Source organism: Vibrio fujianensis (genome assembly GCF_002749895.1).
GTDB lineage: Bacteria > Pseudomonadota > Gammaproteobacteria > Enterobacterales > Vibrionaceae > Vibrio > Vibrio fujianensis.
In genome coordinates this window covers 126697-146975 of the sequence record NZ_NBUS01000037.1, presented here as the reverse complement: position 1 = coordinate 146975, position 20279 = coordinate 126697, and the positions used below count along the sequence as shown (strand labels likewise).

The window sequence follows — 20279 nt, the reverse complement described above, 5'->3', positions numbered from 1 at the left end:
GATTCAATTCGAAGAGGGTCTTCTGTTGGCTCTCGCTACTTGTACCAAAGTGGTAGTGGCTAGTTTAGAAGAGTGAGGGAAAGAAAAAATTGATTTTGTTAGGCTTTTACTCCGGTAGTGCAAGAGCAAGCATACTTATTATCCTTTGTGTGATGCTAATCACGAAAAAAATGGGCGGGTAGGTTGGTTGGGTTTTTCTTTTTAAGCGAGTAAAATGCCTTTTCTTTGAGATGTGTAGCCAGTTTTATGAACCAGTCATCATGGATGCCTAGCGCATCAATTCACCAACTTCAGCAACGTGCTCGCTTATTGCAGCGTATCCGCCAATTTTTTGCCGAGCGAGAGGTGTTTGAGGTTGAAACTCCAGCAATTAGCCACGCAACGGTAACCGATGTTCATTTACAAACGTTTCAAACGGAGTTTGTTGGTCCAGGTTATGCGAAAGGGAAAAAACTCTACTTAATGACCAGCCCTGAATTTCATATGAAGCGGTTGCTAGCGGCCGGTAGTGGGTCGATTTATCAATTAGGGAAGGCTTTTCGCAATGAAGAGCATGGTCGATACCATAACCCTGAATTTACTATGTTGGAGTGGTATCGAGTGGGCTTTGATCACCATGACTTAATGGCGGAGGTTGATGCGCTGTTACAAGCTATTCTTGCTACGCCTTCTGCGGAAAGAATGACTTATCAACAGGTTTTTCAACGTATCTTAGGCATTTGTCCTTTGGAAAGTAGCATGACCAAACTTAAGCAAGCTGCTCAAGTTCTCGGACTAAGTGATATTGCTCAGCCAGAGCAAGATAGAGATACCTTATTGCAATTGTTGTTTAGTCTTGGTATTGAACCGCACATTGGTCAGCAGAAGCCGATTTTTGTGTACGATTTTCCGGCATCACAGGCAGCGCTAGCTAAAGTTAATCTACACGACCCTCGTGTAGCGGATCGCTTCGAAGTTTATTTTAAGGGGCTTGAATTAGCCAATGGCTTCCATGAGCTAGATAATCCACAAGAGCAACGCATCCGTTTTGAACAGGATAATGCCAAACGTCGGATAATGGGGTTAGCTGAGCAACCGATTGATGAGCACTTTATTGCGGCATTAGCCGCGGGGTTACCGGCGTGTGCTGGGGTTGCTTTGGGGGTTGATCGTCTTATTATGCTTGCTTTAGCAGAAGATCATATCGATAAGGTCACGGCTTTTGCGTTTCCTCGAGCTTAGCACTCGCGTCAGGCGGGTAACCTCGTTATACTTCATCACTATTTTGAACCACCATTGCAAGAGCACACAATATGCAAGAGTACATACAATTTTTCCAACAAAATATGATCTTATCTCTCGCTTGGGTAGGCGTTTTGGTTGCATTAATTCTTAATATTTATAAGTCTTCAACAGCAGCTTTTAAAGAAATTAGCCCGTCTCAAGTGACTCATTTGATGAACCGTGAGAACGGTATCGTGATTGATATTCGCACTAAAGATGAGTTTAAACAGGGTCATATCACGGATGCTGTTCATATTTTACCGTCCGACATCAAAGCGGGAAATCTCGCAGGGATTGAAAAGCATAAAGCTGACCCCATTATTGTGGTATGTAAAACCGGTCATGCGGCTCGTGACGTTGCTCTTGCTCTCGTTAAAGCAGGGTTTGAGAACGTTAGCTTACTAAAAAATGGTTTAGTCGCATGGAGCGATGCTAAGTTACCTCTTGTCCGTGGCAAGAAATAGTTCTTGCCGCCAGTTCTGGTTAGGTGATCAATAAATCGGCACCTATTTGACTCGAGTTGTGATGTTTGCCACGTATTCGGTTTTTCATCTAGTGATTTGCTTCACACTCGTTTAGTCTCCTCAGGACATTAATTTTTATATCCGAATTGATCAGTATTAAGGATGAAATCATGGCTGAAGCCGCACAACAACAAGCACCACAGCAAAATTTTGCGATTCAACGCATTTTCCTAAAAGATGTTTCTTTTGAAGCACCAAATTCACCAACCATGTTCCAAAAAGAGTGGAACCCTGATGTAAAATTGGATCTTGACACTCAAAGCCGTGAACTTGGCGAAGGCGTTTATGAAGTGGTTTTACGCTTGACGGTTACTGTGAAAAATGCAGAAGAAACTGCGTTTCTATGCGAAGTGCAACAGGGCGGTATTTTCACTGCAGAACAGATGGAAGCCGGTCAATTAGCCCATTGCCTTGGCGCATTTTGTCCTAACATTTTGTTCCCTTATGCTCGTGAAACCATTTCTAGCCTAGTAGTAAAAGGAACTTTCCCGCAGCTTAACTTGGCTCCAGTTAATTTTGACGCGCTATTTATGAACTACCTACAGCAACAAGCTGCAAGTGAGACGCCAAGCGAGGCGTAATCCACTACGATTTCTTGTCTAATGTAAGGTAAAATAGAATGCACAGAGCAGCTCATTGAGCGATGCGATGTGCATTTTTTATTTTTTCTAGAATCAAATGACGATTCCCCTTTACCCTTATCGATATGCGCAGTAACCCGATATCGGTAATCACACGATGGCTATCTATCAGGTGGAAAAATGACAACTCCAACGGCAAATAATCTCAATGCAAACGCAATTAGCATGACGGTGATCGGTGCAGGCTCTTATGGAACCTCTCTTGCTATTTCTTTGGCTCGTAATGGTGCCAATATTGTACTATGGGGGCATGAACCTGAGCATATGGCCCGGCTACAAGCCGATAGAGCAAACCATGAGTTTCTTCCTGGTATTGAATTTCCCCCCAGCTTAATGGTTGAGTCAGACCTTGCTAGTGCGGTAAAAGCGAGTCGAGATCTACTCGTGGTTGTTCCCAGCCATGTATTTGGTATGGTGTTGCGTAGCTTGCAGCCACATTTGCGTGAAGATAGCCGGATTTGTTGGGCGACCAAAGGGCTAGAGCCAGAAACAGGGCGACTGTTGCAGGAAGTCGCTTATGACGTAGTGGGGCGGCATATTCCTCTCGCGGTACTTTCTGGGCCAACGTTTGCTAAAGAGTTAGCGATGGGAATGCCAACGGCGATTTCGGTTGCTTCGCCTGATGCACAATTTGTAGAAGATCTACAAGAAAAAATCCACTGTAGTAAAACCTTCCGCGTGTATGCCAACCATGATTTTATTGGGATGCAACTTGGTGGAGCGGTAAAAAATGTCATTGCTATTGGTGCCGGAATATCAGACGGGATCGGCTTTGGTGCCAATGCTCGTACCGCACTGATTACTCGAGGGTTAGCTGAAATGTCTCGCCTAGGCGCAGCATTAGGCGCACAAGCGGAAACGTTCATGGGAATGGCAGGATTGGGTGACTTAGTGCTTACTTGTACTGATAACCAATCGCGTAATCGACGTTTTGGCTTAGCGTTAGGGCAAGGTCAAGATGTTGAATCAGCGCAGCAAGATATTGGCCAAGTGGTGGAAGGCTACCGCAATACCAAAGAGGTGTGGTTGCTGGCCCAGCGCGTCGGCGTTGAGATGCCTATTGTTGAACAAATTTATCAAGTATTGTATCAAGGAAAAGCGACTCGCTTAGCGGCGCAAGATTTACTTGCACGAGATAAAAAAGCGGAGCGGTAACGGCAGATATGTCAGTCTATCCGTGACGGACGAATTTAAAGCGAAGGGTTCGGCCAAGGTTAATCATAAGCTGTGATGAAGCTTAGTAAAGGCAGAGAAAAATGAAACATTGCGCACAAGTCAAAGTTTGGCAAACCATTATTAAAGAGGCGCGAGATCAATCGGATCAAGAGCCCATGCTCGCGAGCTTTTATCATGCGACGATCATTAAGCACGACAGCTTACCTGCCGCATTAAGTTATATTTTGGCCAATAAACTCAGCACGGCCTCGATGCCTGCGATGGCCGTGCGTGAAGTGGTTGAGGAAGCCTTTTCTTCTGATCCTACGATTGCTGAATTTGCCGCTTGCGATATTTGTGCAACGGTTAATCGTGACCCAGCCGTCTCTATGTATTCTATGCCGTTACTTTATTTAAAAGGTTACCACGCATTACAGGGATATCGAGTGGCTAACTGGTTATGGAAGCAAGGGCGAATTGCCTTGGCCACGTATTTACAAAACCAGATTTCAGTCGCGTGTCAGGTGGATATTCATCCCGCGGCTAAGATCGGTCGTGGCATAATGCTTGACCATGCCACCGGTATTGTTATTGGTGAAACGGCAGTCGTTGGCAATGATGTTTCTATTTTACAAGATGTAACTTTGGGCGGGACAGGCAAAGAAAGTGGTGATCGTCATCCTAAAATTCGCGAAGGGGTAATGATTGGCGCTGGAGCGAAAATACTCGGTAATATTGAAGTTGGAGAAGGCGCTAAAATAGGTTCTTGTTCTGTGGTATTACAACCTGTTCCTGCTCATACCACTGTTGCTGGGGTTCCGGCACGAATTGTTGGGCGACCGAAAACAGATAAACCCTCGCTGGAGATGGATCAAAATTTTAATGGCCGTTCACAAACCTTTATCGGGGGAGATGGCATTTAAGTCTTTTTGTCCATTATATAAAAAAGATGATGCCTTAATGACATCATCTTTTTTTATCATGGTATTTAGGCCATATTTTCAAATTCATCAATGACTTCTTGCGCCCAACTAATCCAAGCTTGGCGAGCCAGCAGATTTCGGCGTAGGGTTAAACGTTCCAAACGTTGTTGTTTGTTCATTTTTGCTGGGTTGGCATAATAAGCCGCTTCAATGTCTTGGTAATGAGTAACCAGCTTGCGTGATTCTTCGATTAATTCATGTAGTTGATTAATATAAGGCGTGGCAGATTGCACGGAGCAAGCCATCAGTTTTGCACTAAATTCATCTCTCACGGTTGGGTGAGCGGTTGGCTGATCAAACCATTCCCCCAAAGCCACTCGACCAGCATCAGTGATAGAGTAAACTTTCCGATCGGGTTTACCTTCTTGAGGTTCTAGGACACAAGTGACCAGACCTTGTTGAGCCATTTTATTTAGCTCACGATAAACTTGCTGATGGCTTGCTTTCCAAAAATAGCCAATACTGGCTGAGAATTCTTTAGTAATATCGTATCCAGTGGCATCACGGGTACTAAGGACGGTGAGTATAACGTGTGGTAATGACATGTCTTCAATCCAAATGGTTAATAAACTGCACAAATAGACTTAACCATCTCGTGGGCTTCTTATTGGCACACTGTGACGTAAGGTATCAGTCTTTTCCCAGACATCAGTACTGGGGTTATGTCACCTTTAAAGCCGTTATCACCTAGAATTAATATGTCTTTGCATATCTGACTGCGATTTGGAGTATTTAAAAGAATATCGCAATAGCGCAGTAGTATATCTAAATAATAAGCATAAAGTGGAATAAAAAAATTATTTAACTTAAAAAGCTGATATTATTCTCAGTAAGGTAAGTAAGTTAAAATAAATGGCCACAACAAGGTGGCCATTTTTAATTTTTTAGTTTTTTATGCTGGCTTTGCTAGCCTGTGTTGCGCATCCCTGCTGCAATCCCTGCGATGGTGACCATCAAAGCTTCTTCCAATTCAGGGCCAGAGGTTTCCGATTGACGAGTTCGATAGAGTAACTCGGCTTGTAGCATATTGAGTGGCTCAATATAAATATTGCGCAATCGGATCGATTCATGTCCCCAAGGATCACTTTGCATTAGGTTTTCATTATTTTCGACGTTTAAGACAGCTTGAATATCTTTTTGTAGCTGAGCACGTAAGCGTTCACCCAATGGACGTAAAGAGAGATCCACTAAACGTTCATCGTAGTAGCGAGAAATATCGATATTACACTTGGTGTAAACCATCTCCAGCATACCTAACCGGGTTGAGAAGAAGGGCCATTCACGGCACATTTCTTCGAGTAATGCTTGGTGTCCTTTATCAATGGAGTACTGAATGGCTTCTCCAGCACCCAGCCAAGCCGGCAAGACTAATCGATTTTGACTCCATGAGAAGATCCACGGAATAGCACGTAAACTTTCTACCCCCCCTTTCGGGTTGCGTTTGGCAGGGCGAGAGCCAAGCGGTAGTTTGCCAAGCTCTTGTTCTGGTGTGGCTTGGCGGAAGTATGGGACAAAGTCTGGTTCTTCGCGGACTACGGCTCGGTAGGCTTCACAAGAGACTTCAGATAGCACGTCCATGAGATCTCGCCATTCTTGTTTTGGCTCGGGTGGCGGCAGTAAGTTTGCCTCTAACACCGCACTGGCATAGAGATTAAGGCTATTAATTGCCACTTCAGGCAAACCAAGTTTAAAGCGAATCATCTCACCTTGCTCGGTTACTCGCAGCCCGCCGTGTAAGCTTTTGGGTGGCTGAGAGAGCAGAGCCGCATGAGCTGGGGCTCCACCGCGACCAATGCTACCTCCGCGACCATGGAAGAGGGTCAGCTCAACCCCTTCATCTTCTGCGACTTTCACTAAGGCTTCCATGGCGCTGTATTGCGCCCAGCCAGCAGACATCACTCCCGCATCTTTTGCCGAGTCAGAATAGCCAATCATCACCATCTGATGGTTTTGAATAAAACCACGGTAAAGGTCGATGCCCATTAATTGCTTAATGACGCTTTCTGCGTTATTTAAATCGTCTAATGTTTCAAATAAAGGGCAGACGTCCATACGATAAGGGCAGCCAGATTCTTGCAATAATAAATGAACGGCTAACACATCGGAGGCGGTTCTTGCCATCGAGATGACATAAGCACCAAAGGCATCACGCGATTGAGCCGCGATAATTTTACAGGTGTCTAATACTTCTTTTACAGGCTCTGATGGTTGCCAATCAAGAGGCAACAGTGGGCGCTTAGAGCTGAGTTCATTAACTAAGAAGGCGACTTTATCTTGTTCACTCCATTGGTCATAATCGCCAATGCCCAGATAACGGGTTAATTCAGAGAGCACATCAGAGTGGCGGGTACTTTCCTGACGAATATCAAGACGCACTAGATGAATTCCAAATGCTTTCACTCGGCGCAAAGTGTCAAGCAATGAGCCATCGGCAATGACCCCCATGCCACATTCATGTAATGAACGGTAACAAGTGTAAAGGGGATCCCAAAGTTGGCTAATGTTTTGTAGTGGTGCCTTGACCGCAAGTTTTTGACCATGGATTTTACTGTCTAAAATCGTCAACGTTTCTTGTAGTAGTGTGCGTACCTCTTTGAGAACGGCACGATAAGGCTCGTGAACATCTTTCCCTGCTAATGCTCGCAATGCATCATTACATTTGACCATGGAAAGTTCACTGATCAACTCATTAATGTCCGCAAGATATAAATCAGCGGCTTTCCAACGAGACAGTAGTAATACTTCACGAGTAATGGTATGGGTCACATATGGATTGCCATCCCGGTCGCCTCCCATCCAAGATGTGAAGTGCACAGGTCGCGCATCAATAGGAAGCCCTTCACCAAGGTAGCCTTTTACGCTTTCATCTAACTCACGCAAAAACTCGGGTACCGCTTGCCATAGCGAGTTTTCAACCACAGCAAACCCCCATTTCGCTTCATCAAGCGGAGTTGGGCGTTGCTTACGAATGACATCTGAATGCCAACCTTGAGCGATAAGTTGTTCTAAGCGACGCTCAGTTTTATGGCGTTCTTTCGTGGAAAGGTCGGTTAATTCTAATTCGGAGAGACATTCGTTGATCTTAACCAAATTGTTGATCATGGTTCGACGAGTAATTTCGGTCGGATGGGCGGTAAGAACCAGTTCAATATTCAGATCGCGAATCGCTTGCGCGCTCTCTGATTGACTAATGTTATGAGTGGCTAACTTTGTGAATAAGCTTTGCAGTGGATCAGGCTCATTTGAGTGCTCATCTCCATGACGAGAAATGGTATGGTATTGATCGGCAATATTGGTCAGATTGAGAAATTGATTGAATGCACGAGCAACGGGGGTTAATTGATCGTTATTGAGATTCTTAATTTCTTCAATCAGCTGTTCACGGTCAGCTTGATTACCTGCACGAGCCGATTTGGAAAGTTGTCGGATGGTCTCTACTTTCTGCAAAATAACCTCACCATCGGCATCTCGGATGGTTTGGCCCAGTAGTCGACCTAACATGCTCACATTACTTTTCAGAGCGGCGTACTTTTCGTTCATTGTCATCCTGCCTTGTAAAAAAATTACATCCAATGTTCTTGTGTTTTATTACACAATCTAGCTAAGTTTGTCCAGTAGAGTCAAACAAAGTAGACTAAGATTTCATTTATCAGTAAGGAATGAACATTGAACAATATGTAATAAAATATCGAAATTTGTTGAAATTTTCTTACGTATTGCAGCTTTGTGACGACTGGACACGCCGCTGCAATATCAATTTTAGCCATTAAAAGCAGTACTTGCGCATCGCTTGACGAAGAATGTGGATGGTGGGTTCGATAAATTCAAACGCTAAGAACTCATCTGGCTGATGCGCTTGATCGATCGAACCCGGGCCTAATACCAAGGTGGGACAGACCTGCTGTAAAAATGGGGCTTCGGTACAGTAATTCACGGTTTGAGCGGGTTGCTGACAAAGTTCACTGACGGCATGAATAAATGGATGGTCATGCGGACATTCATAACCGGGAATGGCATCATGCAGCGGCTCAATAGCAATTCGTCCCGGCCATTTTTCTTGCACCTCTTTGAGTGCGCCACGCAGTAGGTTGTCTAATCCATCTAAACTGATGCCAGGTAGCGGTCGCACGTCGTAGTGGAGTTCACAACAGCCACAAATCCGATTAGGGCTATCGCCACCATGAATATGGCCGAGGTTTAGCGTTGGGTGGGGAATTTCAAAGCCTGGGTGATGATACGTTTTAATTAACTTATCGCGCAGTTGCATTAATGCAAACATCACCTCATACATGATCTCTATCGCGTTAACGCCCAGTGCGGGATTGGAGGAATGGCCCGATTGACCGGTAACTCGAATCGCATTAGCAACATGGCCTTTATGACCATAAACCGGGATTAAACCGGTAGGTTCACCAATAATACAGTAATCGGGATGGCAAGGCGTGTGTTGGGTAAAATGGCGCGCACCCAGCATTGTCGTTTCTTCATCACAGGTTGCTAACACATACAATGGCTTTTGTTGTTGGCTCCAATCGAGTGTTTTGACGGCTTCAAAAATAAAAGCAAAAAAACCTTTCATGTCAGCCGTTCCTAAGCCGTAAAAACGATTATTAGCTTCTGTCAGAGCGTGAGGGTTGAAGTTCCAACGCCCTTCGTCAAAAGGAACAGTATCGCTATGGCCAGACAGTAGTAACCCTCCCTCACCTTGCCCTTTTTTTCCCAGTAAGTTGTATTTACCAGGAGCAACTTCATTGATTTCAACCTGAAATCCGAGCGCCGACAACCAATCCGCCAATTTAGCGATAACTAACTCGTTACTTTGATCCCACTGAGGATCGGTGGAGCTGATCGATGAGGTTGAAATGAGACCTTCATAGACCTCAAGGAAACTGGGTAATGACATATTATCTTTGCTCCTACTATTGACAGAATAACGCTAAGAATGTAAAACACATATTAAATCACTTTTTATGAATAAAAAACCATTTAAACCTATGTTTGTTTAAATTAATAATCATTTGCTGATGGTGTTTTTATTCTAATGTTGGACGTGTTGAGATGCTAAAAACGACAATTATCGGTGCCAGTGGTTATACCGGAGCTGAACTAGCACTGATGGTAAAAAAACATCCAAAGCTCACGCTATCAGGTTTATATGTTTCCGCCAATAGTGTTGATGCAGGAAAACCGATCAGTCAGTTACATGGCAAATTAGCGGGCTTACTTGACATGCCAGTACAGCCTCTCGTGGATGTTGCAGCTGTGGCGAAATCGTGTGATGTCGTTTTTTTAGCGACTGCTCATGAGGTGAGCCATGATCTTGCACCATTGTTTTTAGAGCAAGGCTGTCAGGTGTTTGATTTGTCAGGTGCTTATCGTGTTCAAGATGAGGGGTTCTATACACAATTTTATGGCTTTAAACATCAGCATCCTACATGGCTAGCAAAAGCGGCTTATGGCTTAGCTGAATGGCATGCTGCTGCTATTACGGAAAGTCAGCTAGTGGCAGTTGCTGGATGTTATCCGACGGCCTGCCAACTGGCGATTAAACCTTTATTGGTTGCAGGAATGGTTGATCCGTCTCAGTGGCCGGTGATTAATGCGGTGAGTGGTGTCTCCGGTGCTGGGCGCAAAGCAACCATGACGAATAGTTTTTGTGAAGTCAGTTTACAACCTTACGGTGTTTTTACTCATCGACACCAGCCGGAAATTGCCGTTCACCTAGGCTGTGAGGTGATATTTACCCCTCATTTAGGTAATTTCAAACGAGGAATTTTGGCCACGATTACCATGAAGTTGGCTCAAGGTATCAGCGAGCAGCAGGTGGCAGAAGCCTTTATCCATGCTTATCAGGATAAACCTGCAGTTCGATTACATAAGACAACCCTGCCTCGTATTCAGGATGTCGTGTTCACACCGTTTTGTGACGTCGGCTGGAAGGTTAGTGGAGAGCACATTGTGGTGGTTGCTGCGATCGATAACCTGTTGAAAGGTGCGTCGAGCCAAGCCATGCAGTGTTTAAATATTCATTATGGTTTTGATCAGTTCACTGCTCTAGTGTGAGGGAATAAACATGACGAATCAGCAAAGTCCATTGGTGGTTAAATTAGGCGGCGCTGCGCTTTCTTGCAGTGAAACATTGAGTAAGTTATTTGGCGCTATCGCTCAGTACCAGGAGCAAGCCCAGCGGCCGATTGTTATCGTCCATGGGGGAGGCTATCTAGTGGATGAGCTGATGGCAAAGCTACAGTTAACGACCATAAAAAAAGATGGCCTACGCGTAACACCCCATGAGCAGATTTCTTTTATTGCCGGCGCGCTGGCTGGAACGGCGAATAAGATGTTGCAAGGGCAGGCGATCAAAAATGGGCTTAATGCCATTGGTTTGTGTTTAGCGGATGGCGGGTTATGTCATATAGAGCAGCTAGACCCTGAATTGGGGGCGGTAGGTCTGGCCACGCCGGGTAATCCAGCGCTACTTCAAGCGCTGTTTAACCTTGGTGGCCTGCCAATCATCAGCTCGATTGGCTTAACTAATGACGGTGAGATAATGAATGTCAATGCTGACCAAGCTGCCGTTGCCGTCGCTGGAGCATTGGATGCGGAATTAGTGTTGCTCTCCGATGTCAGTGGTGTGCTGGATGGAAAAGGACATCTGCTTACTAGCCTCGATGAGCCACAAGCGAGTGCGCTGATTACCCAGCAAGTGATTACCGATGGCATGATCGTTAAAGTGAAAGCGGCATTGAGTGCGGCCAACGATCTTGGTCGCCCGATTGAAGTCGCGAGTTGGCGATATCCTGACAAGCTGAGCAAATTGTTTGCTGGGCAAAGTATTGGAACGCGTTTCTTGCCCTGTTAGCTTTTGGCTAAGAAAAGAATTGAGTAAAGAAAGAGATTATCAATTAATGGACGTCACCCTGAGCACTAACCGCCAAGCGCAGCGCCAGGATTTGGAGAGATAAAATGAGTAAAGTACAAGTCAAAAAAGTCGTTGTTGCCTATTCTGGCGGTTTAGATACTTCAGTGATCATTCCATGGCTGAAAGAAAACTATCACTGTGATGTGGTTGCTTTTGTCGCGGATGTTGGGCAAGGCGCGGAAGAATTAGTCGGTATTGAAGAAAAAGCCATCGCCTCTGGTGCCTCAGAATGTTATGTGGTGGATCTAAAAGACGAGTTGGTCAAAGAGTATATTTATCCGACTTTGAAAACGGGCGCTTATTACGAAGGTAAATACCTGTTGGGTACTTCGATGGCTCGCCCTGTGATTGCCAAAGCACAAGTAGACGTTGCACGTAAAGTGGGGGCTGATGCTCTGGCACATGGTTGTACCGGTAAGGGTAATGACCAAGTTCGTTTTGAAGGCGCGTTTGCAGCGCTTGCCCCTGATCTCCATGTGATTGCGCCATGGCGGGAATGGGACCTTGTTAGCCGTGAAGCGTGTCTTGATTATCTTGCCGAGCGTAATATTCCTTGTGCGGCTTCTTTGACTAAAATTTATTCACGTGACGCCAATGCTTGGCACATCTCGACCGAAGGGGGAGTATTAGAAAGTACATGGAATGCACCGAATGACGATTGCTGGGTATGGACGGTGGATCCTGAGCAAGCACCCAATGAGGCTGAATATGTCACACTAAAAGTCGCAAAAGGTGAAGTGGTCGCCGTGGATGGCCAGCCACTTTCTCCCTATCAAGCTTTAGTCTGTTTGAATGAAAAAGGAGCGAAACACGGGGTTGGGCGTATTGATATCGTCGAAAACCGCTTAGTCGGAATGAAGTCTCGCGGGTGTTATGAAACTCCGGGAGGCACCATTATGATGGAAGCGCTTCGTGCCGTTGAACAATTAGTGTTAGATAAAGCCTCGTTTGAATTCCGCGAGGAACTCGGAATTAAAGCGTCACATCTGGTTTATGATGGTCGCTGGTTTACGCCGCTACGTCAGTCCGTTTTTGCCGCAGCGGAAACGCTAGCACAAGATGTCAATGGTGAGGTGGTCATTAAACTTTATAAGGGGCAAGCGATAGCAACGCAAAAACGTTCAGAAAATAGCTTATATTCGGAAGAATTTGCGACTTTTGGTGCTGATGATGTTTATGACCAAAGTCATGCCGCTGGGTTTATTCGCCTTTACTCGTTATCCAGCCGTATTAAAGCGCTCAATGCAGGAAACAAAAAAGCGTATTAACAATCAATCAGCCGCATCATGTGATAATTATGACCCGTATTGCTTTGCATGCGGGTTTTGTTTTTGTAAATAAATTCAAACTCATTTGAATAAATATGTTTTAAAAGTGAATTTTTACTTTATTTTTTGCTCCACTTACCGTAACTTTGCAAGAAGCAATCCTTGCCTGATTCAGGCTAGATAATGCAGTGGTGTAGCAAGTCAATAGTGAGCATTAGGAGAAACGCAATGGCATTGTGGGGCGGAAGGTTTACCCAAGCGGCAGATACAAGATTCAAACAGTTTAATGATTCATTGCGCTTTGACTATCGATTGGCTGAACAAGATATTGTTGGTTCCATTGCTTGGTCTAAAGCTCTGTTATCGGTTAACGTGTTGACCGAACAAGAACAACAAAAATTAGAGCTGGCATTGAATGAGTTAAAATTAGCTGTGATGGAAGATCCTCAGCAAATTTTACAATCTGATGCAGAAGATATTCACTCGTGGGTTGAGCAGCAGTTAATTAACAAAGTTGGCGATTTAGGTAAAAAATTACATACCGGGCGTTCGCGTAATGATCAAGTCGCAACCGATTTAAAACTTTGGTGCCGTCAACAAGGGCAGCAGTTGTTGTTGACGCTTGATCGGTTACAGAGTCAGATGGTGATGGTTGCCCGGCAACATCAAGGTACCGTATTGCCTGGCTATACTCATTTACAGCGTGCTCAGCCGGTGACCTTTGCTCACTGGTGTCTCGCTTATGTTGAAATGTTTGAACGGGATTATTCACGGCTCAACGATGCGATTGAGCGTTTAGATACTTGCCCGCTCGGCTCAGGCGCATTGGCAGGTACGGCTTATGCTATTGATCGTAATAAATTAGCTTATAACTTAGGTTTTCGTCGCGCAACGCGAAATTCACTCGATTCAGTGTCAGATCGTGATCATGTGATGGAACTGATGTCGATTGCTTCTATTTCTATGTTGCACCTTTCTCGCTTAGCAGAAGACATGATTTTCTATAATTCCGGCGAATCTGGTTTTATTGAATTGGCAGATACTGTGACATCAGGCTCATCTTTAATGCCGCAAAAGAAAAACCCAGATGCATTAGAGTTGATTAGAGGAAAAACAGGCCGAGTCTATGGCGCGTTGGCTGGTATGATGATGACCGTAAAAGCATTGCCTCTTGCTTATAACAAGGACATGCAAGAGGACAAAGAAGGCCTATTTGATGCGTTGGATACTTGGAATGACTGTATGGAAATGGCAGCCTTGTGTTTTGATGGCATCAAAGTTAATGGCGAGCGCACCTTAGAAGCGGCCAAACAAGGGTACGCGAACGCGACAGAGTTAGCCGATTATTTAGTTGCCAAAGGTATCCCATTCCGTGAAGCTCATCATATCGTCGGTGTCGCAGTTGTAGGCGCGATAGGCAAAGGCTGTGCATTAGAAGAACTATCTCTGGAAGAGTTAAAAGCGTTCTCTGCGGTTATTGAAGAGGATGTATACGCAATTTTAACTATCGACTCTTGTTTAGAAAAGCGCAGTGCTTTAGGTGGGGTCGCACCTCATCAAGTCGCTTACGCTGTAGGGGCGGCAGAAAAACGGCTAGCAAAACGAGATGCAACCTCAGTCAAGGTACGCTCAGCTCGTTTGACCGATATTGAAACCTTAGAAGGCATGGTCGCTTATTGGGCCAATATGGGCGAAAATCTTCCGCGTTCACGCAATGAAATTGTTCGAGATATTGGTTCTTTTGTCGTTGCTGAACATAACGGTGAGATCACCGGATGTGCTTCATTATATGTGTATGACTCTGGATTAGCGGAAATTCGCTCGTTAGGTGTGGAGGCGGGCTGGCAAGGCCAAGGGCAGGGTTCTGCCATTGTTGAATATTTAGTAAGAAAAGCTCGGCAAATGGCAATCAAAAAAGTTTTTGTGCTCACGCGTACCCCAGAATTTTTTATGAAGTTGGATTTCATTCCTACCTCAAAAACCTTGTTGCCGGAGAAAGTCCTCAAAGATTGTGGCCAGTGTCCACGCCAGCATGCCTGCGATGAAGTGGCATTAGAAGTGAACTTAGTTGAACAGCGACTAATAAAAACAACGTGGGTATAAAAGACGTATAGATAAAAAAGATCAAAAAAGATCGATTTTTTTGGGAACCATTAAGAAAAAGCTGAGTCTATAACTGTACCACTGCTTTTTCTTAGAATGATCTAAGAGAGCCCTAAAACTCCTTTCGTTTTAGGGCTTTTTTGTTTGTCGTTTACGCCAAGGCAATACCACAAACTTCATCCACAAGTGTAGGAAGAGTAAACCGTTAAATGCGAAACCGGCAAAGAGAAGGCTAATTGACCCAATGCTACGCGGCTCATCTCTAAATAACCAAAACCAAATTACCCAGCAAGCGACGGAGAATAAAGTGAGTTGATCCATGCAGCGCTGACAACGGCCTATTTTTTTCCAAAACCAGTGCTCTCGACAATCATTACAAGTCATCGTTCGTGTCATATTTGCAGTAAAAATATCTGTCGACAGTATACGAGAAGAATGGGAAGAAAAGAAAAACTTTGATAGTCATAATCGTAAGATGTTATGGTTTTAATAGGTAACCCCTATCTGGAAAGAAAATGAATATTCGAGACTTTGAATACTTAGTCGCTCTTGCGGAACATAAGCATTTTCGTAAAGCGGCAGAAGCCTGTTTTGTCAGTCAGCCGACCCTCAGCGGCCAAATTCGTAAGTTGGAAGATGAATTAGGTGCGGTATTGCTTGAACGAAGCAGTCGGCGCGTTTTGTTTACCGACTCGGGATTACAGCTGGTTGAGCAAGCGAAACGCATTTTAATGGAAATTAAAACGTTTAAAGATATGGCCAGTGAGCAAGGTGGTGCTATGAATGGCCCTATGCATATCGGTTTTATTCCAACCTTAGGCCCATATCTTCTACCTCGGATCATTCCGGGCCTGAAAGAAAACTTCCCTGAACTAGAGTTGTATTTATATGAAGCACAGACCCATCAATTAGTGCAACAATTAGAAGAAGGAAAGTTGGACTGCTTAGTGCTTGCAGCAGTAGAAGAGACCGAGTCTTTTAAAGCGATTGATATTTTTTGTGAACCAATGAGTATTGCTGTGCCATGTGATCATGAGTGGGCCAATCGGAATGAAATTGACATGTTGGAACTCAATGGGAAAACGGTATTGGCTCTAGGGGATGGGCATTGTTTGCGAGATCAAGCATTGGGATTCTGTTTTGCTGCTGGCGCAAAGGATGATGAACGATTCAAAGCTACGAGCTTAGAAACTTTACGTAATATGGTTGCTGCGGGCTCTGGTATTACGTTACTGCCTCAGCTTTCATTGCCTGAAGAGAAGGTGAAAGATGGCGTTTGCTACATCAAAGCGGTCAATCCAGAGCCTTCACGCCGGATAGTATTAGTCTATCGTCCCGGCTCTCCTTTACGACAACGTTTTGAACAGTTAGCCCAAGCGATGAAAAACTGTCTCAATGGGCGATAATCCGCTGGTTTGCTCAATAGCCATCCCCATGAGGATGGCTATTTGTTTACTTAAAACAGTTCGCTTTCACTGTCAGTGGAGTAGAGGCTTTGTGTCTCTTCTACTACATATTCAGTCGGTTCGGTACCTTGAATAAAGTATTCAAACATCGAGCTTCCATCAAGTTTGTTGGTGAGTAGCCCAGTTTCACGATCAATTCGGACACGCACGATGTTGTCGGGGATGGACGGCTTTTCTACCGCAATGTTTTCTAACGCAGAACGCATAAAATCAATCCAAGCGGGCTGAGCTGTTTTAGCGCCAGCCTCTGCACCAGAGATATCATCTTCAGTATTCGGATTTGGAACACTTCGCCCTAGATTCCGGGTGTGATCATCAAAACCAACCCAGGCCGTTGCCACGATTCCAGGCCCAAAACCATTATACCAAGCATCTTTCGAATCATTCGTGGTGCCGGTTTTTCCACCAATATCGCGCCGCTTTAAAACCTGAGCACGCCAGCCTGTTCCATTCCAACCCGTCCCTTCTCGCCAGTTGCCACCTCCCCATATATTGCTATAAAGCATTTCGCGAACTAAAAAGGCATTTTGTTCGGAGATGACTTGGGGGGCATAATGTGAGTCTAGATCTTGTTCATCAAATCCGTGATCAGCGGTTTGGCAGTCATGATGACAAACGATTTTTGGGGTCGCAGTAAACTCAAGTTGTCCATAGGCGTCTTCGACTTTACTGATATAGAATGGCTCAACATAGTAACCACCATTGGCAAAAACTGAGTAACCCTGAGCCATTTTCACTGGGGTTAAACTCCCCGCACCGAGTGCAATCGTTTCAGAGCGAGGAACTTGGCTTAATTCAAAACCAAAGCGAGTTAGGTATTGGCGAGTTTCATCTAAACCGACTTCACGTAGTACCCGAACAGCCATGACGTTTTTCGATTGTGCTAAGCCAACTCGTAGGCGAGTTGGGCCGACATAGGTTGGAGGGGAGTTTTTAGGTCGCCATGCGGTTCCTTGGCTTTCATCCCATTGGTTAATCGGAGCATCGTTAATAAGAGTGGCTAAGGTCAGACCTTTATTAAGGGCAGCGGAGTAAATAAATGGTTTAATGCTAGAGCCAACTTGTCGAATAGATTGTGTGGCTCGGTTGAAATTGCTGTGTACAAAGTTAAACCCACCTACTAGCGCTAAAATTGCCCCATTGTCTGGATTCATCGCCACAAAGGCGGTATTAGCATTCGGGACTTGGCTTAGTTTCCAATGTATCTCTTGCGTTTCAGGATCGGTCATCCGTCGGACCCAAATTTGTTCGCCTTCACTTAAAATTTCACTCGCTTTATTGGGTAATGGCCCTTGCTTATTGTCAGTAATAAAGCGTCTGGCCCAATTCATATCTTCCCAAGCGATGGTGTTTAACTGATGATTTCTTACCCACACCTGTGCCGATTGCTCTGCAACCTGTAGGACTACCGCGGGGAAAAGATCGCCATATATTGGTTGATTACGAAGATGGGTATTGAGTTTATTTTCTTCCCAAGCGGTTTGTCCGGTTTTCCATAGTACTTTCTCGGCTCCACGGTAACCATGGCGTTCATCGTAGGCAAGTAAGTTATTGATCGCCGCTTGATTCGCGGCTTGTTGTTGTGTGGAATCGATAGTGGTGTAGATATTCATTCCTGAAGTATAGGCTTCTTCTTCACCATAACGTTCAACCATCCAAGCGCGGGCAATTTCGGCGACATAAGGTGCGTGTAGTTCGATTTCTGCACCATGAAACTTGCCGTCAAGCACTTCGTTGCGTGCTTGTTCATATTCTTGTTCGCTGATGTACTTTTCAGACAACATACGCAGTAGTACCACATTGCGACGTTGGGTTGCTCGTTCTACTGAATAGATCGGATTCATGGTTGAGGGGGCTTTGGGTAATCCGGCAATCATCGCGATTTCACCTAAAGTCAAATCTTTTGCCTCTTTACCAAAATAGGTTTGAGCGGCTGCGCCTACCCCATAAGAACGGTAACCGAGATAAATTTTGTTAAGGTAAAGTTCTAGAATTTCATCTTTTGTTAAGAGCTGTTCTATATGGATGGCGATAAATATCTCTTTGATTTTTCTCATAATCTTCTTTTCATTAGATAAAAAGAAGTTTCGCGCCAATTGCTGAGTAATGGTACTGGCACCTTGTGAGGCACTGCCAGAGGCGGCAACAGCAAAAGCGGCACGAGTAATTCCAATGGGGTCAAATCCATAGTGTTCGTAAAAGCGAGAGTCTTCGGTTGCAATAATCGCCTCAAGTAATTCGTTTGGCATTTCGTCTAGTTTCAGCGGAATACGTCGTTTCTCACCAAATTGCGCCATCAATTGACCATCTTGGCTAAAGACCTGCATGGGGGTTTGCAGTTTGACGTCTCTGAGTGTCGCCACATCGGGCAAATCAGATTTCACATAAAAGTAGAAGCCAAAAATTGTAGTGACTCCAAGAATAATGCAAATCAATGAAAATATAAGTAAACGCTTTATGAACTTCACCGGAGAATCCCTGTTTAGTAGAGGCTGTCTTGATGCAAACCCCTGTACTCTAGACTAAAACCTCAACACTTAAAAATAATGAGCGAGTATTTTTTTAAATTATCGCTCGATGCTGGTGTTGTTACTGGAGTTAATCGCATGAGTCAATCATTAGTTACAGGTGTGGATATCGGACATCACAGTATTAAAGCTGTGGTGTTAAAACTAAGCGGCGAAACATATTCGCTGGTTAGTTATAAGGAAATCGTCGTAACGGACGATATTTTCGCCGATAACTACACACTCGATTATCAGAAAATTGTAAAGAAACTCAAAGAACTAAAAAAGAGCTTACCCCTGTTTAGCCGTAAGGTTTCGATCGCAGTCCCTGATAATGCGGTGATCAGCAAGATTTTGCAGATCGAGAGTGATCTGGATCCGGTAGAGCAGGAGTTTGCTATTTATCAGACATTTTCTCATCAATCGCCATTGCCGATTGAAGAACTCAGTTTAGATTTTGTCAAAGTGACGGAAAAAGCACTAACAAGAAGCAGCAGTGCGACCTATCAAGTTTATGCTACGCGTCGTGAAGTGGTTGACAGTCGGGTTGCCGCGACAGAAAAAGCTGGCCTTGAGCCTGTCTTGCTAGACGTGCAGATGCATAGTCTTGTTCGTATTTGGCAGCAAGTGAGTAAGACCCAGCAAAGAACAAACTGGATGCTATTGGATATCGGCTATAGCCAAAGTTCTTTATGCCTCGACTTTAGCGATAAGGATCCATTTTGTAAGGATATTCCATTAGGAACGCGTTGGTTTGATCAAACTCGGCAACATGAGCAAGGCATAAGCGGAATTGATACCTTTACTCAAGAGTTTATCGATCGGTTGGCTCGTCAAATTCAGCTCTTAACTTCAGTGCATGGCCCGCAAAGTCTGGCCGGCATATGGCTGTCTGGAGGGGGTGCGACAATCTCTGGGTTAACGGATGCCATTACTGAGCGGTTGAATCTACCCTGTGAGATTTTTATGCCGCTCTCGGTATTTAGCCATAAATTGAGTAAGCGTAGGCGAGCACTTGATGAACAACAAAAGTTTAGTACCGCGGCGGGATTAGCGTTACGAGGCATTGAATGGCTGGAGGGTGAACATGCTGCATACCATTAATTTATTGCCGTGGCGAGAAACGCAGCGAGAAAACTATCGTCAGCATTTTATCCATTTATTGATTCTGGGTGTACTGCTCGCATTGGGAGCACAATGGCTGGCCGGTAGCTATTTTGAACAACAAAACCAGCAACAACAGGGGCGGCTCGATTTTCTGAATCAACATATCCGGCAATTAGATCAGCGCCTCAATGCATTAAAGGTAACCGAGCAAGAACATAAGGCCTTACTAACGCGCTTAAACGTGGTAGAGGCGTTACAGCAAAAGCGCAATAAAAGTACTGAGTTTATGCACCTGATGCCTGATTTAATTCCAGAAGGTGTCTATGTCGATAAAATCAAA

General features: G+C 44.6%; 17 protein-coding genes. 12 read left to right on the top strand and 5 right to left on the bottom strand.

Annotated elements, in window-relative coordinates; translation table 11 throughout:
• Window positions 1-246: 246 nt before the first annotated feature.
• The 5 genes from epmA (at window position 247) to cysE (ending at window position 4506) form a co-directional block, all read left to right on the top strand.
• Window positions 247-1221 (top strand): elongation factor P--(R)-beta-lysine ligase, encoded by a 975-nt coding sequence (epmA, locus tag B7C60_RS03860; protein ID WP_099610514.1) that lies wholly within the window; start codon window positions 247-249, stop codon window positions 1219-1221.
• Window positions 1222-1292: 71 nt separating this feature from the next.
• On the top strand, window positions 1293-1727 hold the full coding sequence (locus tag B7C60_RS03855) for a rhodanese-like domain-containing protein (protein ID WP_099610513.1): 435 nt from the start codon (window positions 1293-1295) through the stop codon (window positions 1725-1727).
• A gap of 170 nt (window positions 1728-1897) precedes the next feature.
• Window positions 1898-2368, top strand: coding sequence for a protein-export chaperone SecB (gene secB, locus B7C60_RS03850; RefSeq protein WP_099610512.1), 471 nt, complete (start codon window positions 1898-1900; stop codon window positions 2366-2368).
• A 180-nt stretch (window positions 2369-2548) separates the two neighbouring features.
• Window positions 2549-3583: an NAD(P)H-dependent glycerol-3-phosphate dehydrogenase gene (gene gpsA / locus B7C60_RS03845; protein WP_099610511.1), complete on the top strand. Its 1035-nt coding sequence runs from the start codon at window positions 2549-2551 to the stop codon at window positions 3581-3583.
• Between the two features lie 101 nt (window positions 3584-3684).
• A complete protein-coding gene (gene cysE, locus B7C60_RS03840) occupies window positions 3685-4506 on the top strand; it encodes a serine O-acetyltransferase (protein WP_099610510.1) in 822 nt (273 codons plus the stop codon).
• A 65-nt stretch (window positions 4507-4571) separates the two neighbouring features.
• Here the strand turns inward: cysE and B7C60_RS03835 are convergent, their stop codons facing one another.
• The 3 genes from B7C60_RS03835 to argE all read right to left on the bottom strand — a co-directional run bounded on the left by B7C60_RS03835 (window position 4572) and on the right by argE (window position 9469).
• A complete protein-coding gene (locus B7C60_RS03835) occupies window positions 4572-5111 on the bottom strand; it encodes a PadR family transcriptional regulator (protein ID WP_099610509.1) in 540 nt (179 codons plus the stop codon).
• A gap of 361 nt (window positions 5112-5472) precedes the next feature.
• Window positions 5473-8106, bottom strand: coding sequence for a phosphoenolpyruvate carboxylase (ppc, locus tag B7C60_RS03830; protein ID WP_099610508.1), 2634 nt, complete (start codon window positions 8104-8106; stop codon window positions 5473-5475).
• Between the two features lie 226 nt (window positions 8107-8332).
• Window positions 8333-9469, bottom strand: coding sequence for an acetylornithine deacetylase (gene argE, locus B7C60_RS03825; protein WP_099610507.1), 1137 nt, complete (start codon window positions 9467-9469; stop codon window positions 8333-8335).
• 155 nt (window positions 9470-9624) lie between these two features.
• On the opposite strand from argE, the gene argC reads away from it, so the two are divergent.
• The 4 genes from argC to argH all read left to right on the top strand — a co-directional run bounded on the left by argC (window position 9625) and on the right by argH (window position 14859).
• A complete protein-coding gene (gene argC / locus B7C60_RS03820) occupies window positions 9625-10629 on the top strand; it encodes an N-acetyl-gamma-glutamyl-phosphate reductase (RefSeq protein WP_099610506.1) in 1005 nt (334 codons plus the stop codon).
• 10 nt (window positions 10630-10639) lie between these two features.
• Complete coding sequence (gene argB, locus B7C60_RS03815) at window positions 10640-11428, top strand: acetylglutamate kinase (RefSeq protein WP_099610505.1); 789 nt, start codon at window positions 10640-10642, stop codon at window positions 11426-11428.
• A gap of 104 nt (window positions 11429-11532) precedes the next feature.
• Window positions 11533-12756, top strand: coding sequence for an argininosuccinate synthase (locus B7C60_RS03810; protein WP_099610504.1), 1224 nt, complete (start codon window positions 11533-11535; stop codon window positions 12754-12756).
• A 228-nt stretch (window positions 12757-12984) separates the two neighbouring features.
• Window positions 12985-14859: an argininosuccinate lyase gene (gene argH / locus B7C60_RS03805; RefSeq protein ID WP_099610503.1), complete on the top strand. Its 1875-nt coding sequence runs from the start codon at window positions 12985-12987 to the stop codon at window positions 14857-14859.
• 129 nt (window positions 14860-14988) lie between these two features.
• On the opposite strand, the gene B7C60_RS03800 is transcribed toward argH, so the two are convergent.
• Window positions 14989-15243, bottom strand: coding sequence for a DUF3624 domain-containing protein (locus tag B7C60_RS03800; RefSeq protein WP_099610502.1), 255 nt, complete (start codon window positions 15241-15243; stop codon window positions 14989-14991).
• Between the two features lie 131 nt (window positions 15244-15374).
• Between B7C60_RS03800 and oxyR the strand changes: the two genes are divergently transcribed.
• Window positions 15375-16265, top strand: a complete 891-nt coding sequence (gene oxyR, locus B7C60_RS03795; RefSeq protein ID WP_099610501.1) for a DNA-binding transcriptional regulator OxyR — start codon at window positions 15375-15377, stop codon at window positions 16263-16265.
• Between the two features lie 50 nt (window positions 16266-16315).
• Here oxyR and B7C60_RS03790 read toward each other — a convergent pair whose 3' ends face one another.
• Window positions 16316-18793 carry a penicillin-binding protein 1A gene (locus tag B7C60_RS03790; protein ID WP_099610500.1) on the bottom strand — a complete coding sequence of 826 codons (2478 nt, stop codon included), beginning with the start codon at window positions 18791-18793 and terminating at the stop codon, window positions 16316-16318.
• Window positions 18794-18931: 138 nt separating this feature from the next.
• Between B7C60_RS03790 and pilM the strand changes: the two genes are divergently transcribed.
• Window positions 18932-19936 carry a type IV pilus assembly protein PilM gene (gene pilM / locus B7C60_RS03785; RefSeq protein ID WP_099610499.1) on the top strand — a complete coding sequence of 335 codons (1005 nt, stop codon included), beginning with the start codon at window positions 18932-18934 and terminating at the stop codon, window positions 19934-19936.
• Window positions 19920-20279 (top strand): PilN domain-containing protein (locus B7C60_RS17755; protein ID WP_425445492.1); only part of this gene is annotated, 360 nt, incomplete at its 3' end. The genes pilM and B7C60_RS17755, both read left to right, overlap by 17 nt.